This is a genomic window from Xanthomonas dyei, from assembly GCF_002939865.1.
GTDB lineage: Bacteria > Pseudomonadota > Gammaproteobacteria > Xanthomonadales > Xanthomonadaceae > Xanthomonas > Xanthomonas dyei.
Genome location: NZ_MDEE01000091.1, coordinates 1 through 3369, shown reverse-complemented (window position 1 = coordinate 3369; position 3369 = coordinate 1). Strand labels below are relative to the sequence as shown.

Below are 3369 nucleotides of genomic sequence, written 5' to 3'. Positions count from 1 at the left end.
ACTTCTTCATCGCTTGAATCCTCGTTGCTACGGGGGCCCATGCTGCCGAAGTCTCTACTTTACTGTGGCTCAGTTTTCAGGGGGTGGGTCAGAGATCACCATCAGCATGGCAAAGCCACGTGCGGTGGCGACGGCCTGCTTGGCGGCTTGGCGGTTTTTCTGTTCTTGCAGATCGATGAAGGCATTGATGCTGGCCAGCCAATCGATGAAGGCCGGGCGCGCGTCCTGCAGCAGGCGTTGCTCGGCATGCGAGCGGTCCGATGCGTCGCGGAGCGCGCGCACCTGTGCAATCGAGGGCAGGGTGCGCTGCTCGATGGATTTGATCTGCTGCAGAATCGTTTTTTCGCGCGCGTCGCTCGAGGTGGCGATCATGGTGTCGAGCGGCTGCGCGGAGCGGGCATAGTCGGCGGCGAGTTTATCGATCAATTCCTCCGCAGCGTGGCGGTCGGCCGGCGCGTCCATCAGCACGACATCGCGCAAGGCGATTGCGCGGTCATGCACGCTGCCGCGGAAGTTGATCGCATACCGTTGCTTGACGCTGTTGACTTCATTGATCGCAGTCAATTGCCGGTCGATGCTGCGTACGCGCTGGATGCCCACAACAGTGAGGATCACCATCAGGACGATGATCGCGAGAAAGCCGAGGGACAGGCGTTGACCAATGCGGAGATCGGAGAGGGTGTGCATAGGGGGAGATCGGTGATCCGGAGAAACGGAGCGCGGGGGAATCCCAGGATGGGCAGGGATGCGGGGGCATGAGCGAGAGGTCGACAGGGCTGCGTTGTTGCCCCGATCGTGTCTCGCCTCGTTCGTTAGCGGCCTCAACCATTGAAACTGTGCGCAGCGCGCCTTCGATATTCAGGCGCGGTTGGATTGCGCTGCAGCGGCGCATGCGGGCGTTCAAACAGGCGAGGTCGGAGTTGCAGCTGCAAGATAGCGATGGGGTTGCTGCGTAGCGCCGAGGCGGTGTGGTCAGCGATGCCGCGATTGATTGCGCAACGGGCTGTCGCATGCGTCGCTTGCATATTTGATATGCGCGCTTTGATGCTTCACTGCAGCGATGTGGTGCGCATTGGTCGCCACGCACCGAGACGGCCGCGCGGTCGTAGCTGCTCTAGCGCGTCGCCGCGAGCGCGCTGTTTGCGCTGGCTTCTTCGCAGATCCATTGCCGGAAAGCGGCAATCCGCGGCAGATGTGCGCTCTCTTGGCGGTTGACGAGGTAATAGGCCAGGGGCGAGGGGAACTGCATCTGCGGAAACAAGCGGATCAGCCGGCCGGTGGCGATGTCGTCATGCGCCATCACGCTGCGCGCCAGCGCGATGCCGTGTCCTTCGATTGCGGCCTGCAGCACGGCGGCTGCATTGTTGATCTTCAAGCCCCGGATCGCATCGACGCCGACGACGCCTGCCTTATCGAGCCACGCGCTCCATGACGGGAAGTTGGGATGCGTCTCCATCGAAAGGTCGTGGATCAGCGTCTCGCCTGTCAGATGCGCCGGTGCGTGTAGCCGGCCGATCAGCGCTGGCGAGCAGACCGGATAGACCTCCTCGTCCATCAGCTTGAGGGCCACCAGGCCCGGCCACTGTCCGCCGCCATAGCGCACGCCGATGTCGATCCGTTGCGTCAGGAAATCCACGGGTTTGAGGCTGGTCTCAAGCCGGATGTCGATGTCGGGGTGCGCGGTCTGGAAGCGATCGATGCGCGGGAGCAGCCACTTGGCTGCAAAGGCCGGGCTGACGGTCATGGTCAGCATGGTGCCGCCGGACTGTTCCTTCAGCCGTTCCAGCCCAAGGGTCAGGCGATCCAGCCCAGCACGCACATCGGGCAACGCCTGCTCGGCGGCGGGCGTGGGCAGCAAACGGGCGCGACCGGCCTGGCTGCGATGAAACAAGGGGGTGCCCACCCAGTCTTCCAGCGTTCGCACCAGCTGGCCGACTGCCGCCGGGGTGACATGCAGCTCGGCCGCAGCCGCCGAAAAACTCTGATGGCGTGCGCTGGCCTCGAAGGCCCGCAGTGCATTGAGGTGGACAGGCGGCTTTTTCACGATAAAGATTTTCTTTCAGGTCGGGACACATTAACTGGTTTGTGGCCATGTCGCCCCAGCCGAACAATGGCCGCCACCCCACGGCCTGCCCGCCGCGTCTTCGTTGGCGATGCAGGTGGGTGGTGTTGGCTCATTCCGGCGACAGGTTCGCCGGCTGTCTTTCTGACCTGCCTGACGGCAGGCACGTCGAGGTTTGATCATGGATACGCAATTCAACGGTAAGAAGCTATTGGTTGTCGGTGGCACCAGCGGCATGGGGTATGCAGTGGCCCGGCACATCCTGCTTGGTGGTGGGCATGCGGTGATCGTTGGCCAGCGCGCCGAGAAGACCGAAGCAGCCCGCCAGGCGCTGGCCGCACTCGGATCGGTGGAGGCATTGAATGCCGATCTGACTAGCCAGCAAGGCATTGCCGAGTTGTTGGCGGCGATCGACCGCTCACATCAGCAGATCGATCTGCTGGTCAATGCAGCGGGCGTGTTTTTCCCCAAGCCGTTTCTGGAGCACCAGCAGGACGACTACGACCGCTACATGGCGCTCAACAAGGCGTTTTTCTTCATCACGCAGAAGGTCGCCGCCAATCTGGTCGCGCACGGCCGCAGCGGTGCGATCGTCAATATCGGCTCGATGTGGGGCAAGCAGGCGATTGCGGCCACGCCGTCATCGGCCTATTCGATGGCCAAGGCCGGTCTGCATGCGTTGACCCAGCATCTGGCGATGGAACTGGCGCCGAAGGGCATCCGCGTCAACGCCGTCTCCCCGGCGGTGGTGGACACGCCGATCTACGAGGGATTCATTCCGAAAGCGGACGTGCATGCAGCACTGCAAGGCTTCAATGGGTTCCACCCCATCGGCCGTGTCGGCACTGCGCAGGACGTGGCCGAGGTGATCGCGTTCCTGCTGTCGGACAAGGCCGCTTGGGTCACCGGTGCCGTGTGGGACGTCGATGGCGGTGTGATGGCTGGGCGCAACTGAACTCGACAACGCGTTGCAATCGGCGGCGCCCGCATGCTGCTGCATCGCGTCCATGCGTGGCGTCCTGCCAATCCTTGCACAGTGGGTCCGGTGCCTTGTTCGATGGCGCCAACCGCGTGACAGCGGTGTTCCGTGTGCGCGTTGAGCTGAGAACGTCGGTATGCCGCGTGGCCAGTCCACCGCACCACATGGGTTTGTAAGCGGCTGGCTTGAAAACCGCGCCCACCGACCATCACGACTGGCCCTTGCCCGCCTATCTCCGCGGGACCTTATGCGGCATGGATGCCGCATAAGAGCCTTATCTGTTCGGAATCTGGCAGTTTAGGTGTCGAGAGCCGGCGTGGGCTGCCGT

Annotated in this window: 2 protein-coding genes and 1 pseudogene; 1 reads left to right on the top strand and 2 read right to left on the bottom strand. The window is 63.0% G+C overall.

Features of this window, described 5'->3' with window-relative positions; translation table 11 throughout:
* Positions 1-90: 90 nt before the first annotated feature.
* Both XdyCFBP7245_RS23180 and gcvA read right to left on the bottom strand, forming a co-directional pair.
* Positions 91-687, bottom strand: a pseudogene (locus tag XdyCFBP7245_RS23180) (MCP four helix bundle domain-containing protein); the annotation flags it as partial.
* A 427-nt stretch (positions 688-1114) separates the two neighbouring features.
* Positions 1115-2044: a transcriptional regulator GcvA gene (gcvA, locus tag XdyCFBP7245_RS23175; RefSeq protein WP_104617690.1), complete on the bottom strand. Its 930-nt coding sequence runs from the start codon at positions 2042-2044 to the stop codon at positions 1115-1117.
* A 199-nt stretch (positions 2045-2243) separates the two neighbouring features.
* On the opposite strand from gcvA, the gene XdyCFBP7245_RS23170 reads away from it, so the two are divergent.
* Positions 2244-3017, top strand: a complete 774-nt coding sequence (locus XdyCFBP7245_RS23170) for an SDR family NAD(P)-dependent oxidoreductase (RefSeq protein WP_104617689.1) — start codon at positions 2244-2246, stop codon at positions 3015-3017.
* Positions 3018-3369: the final 352 nt, after the last annotated feature.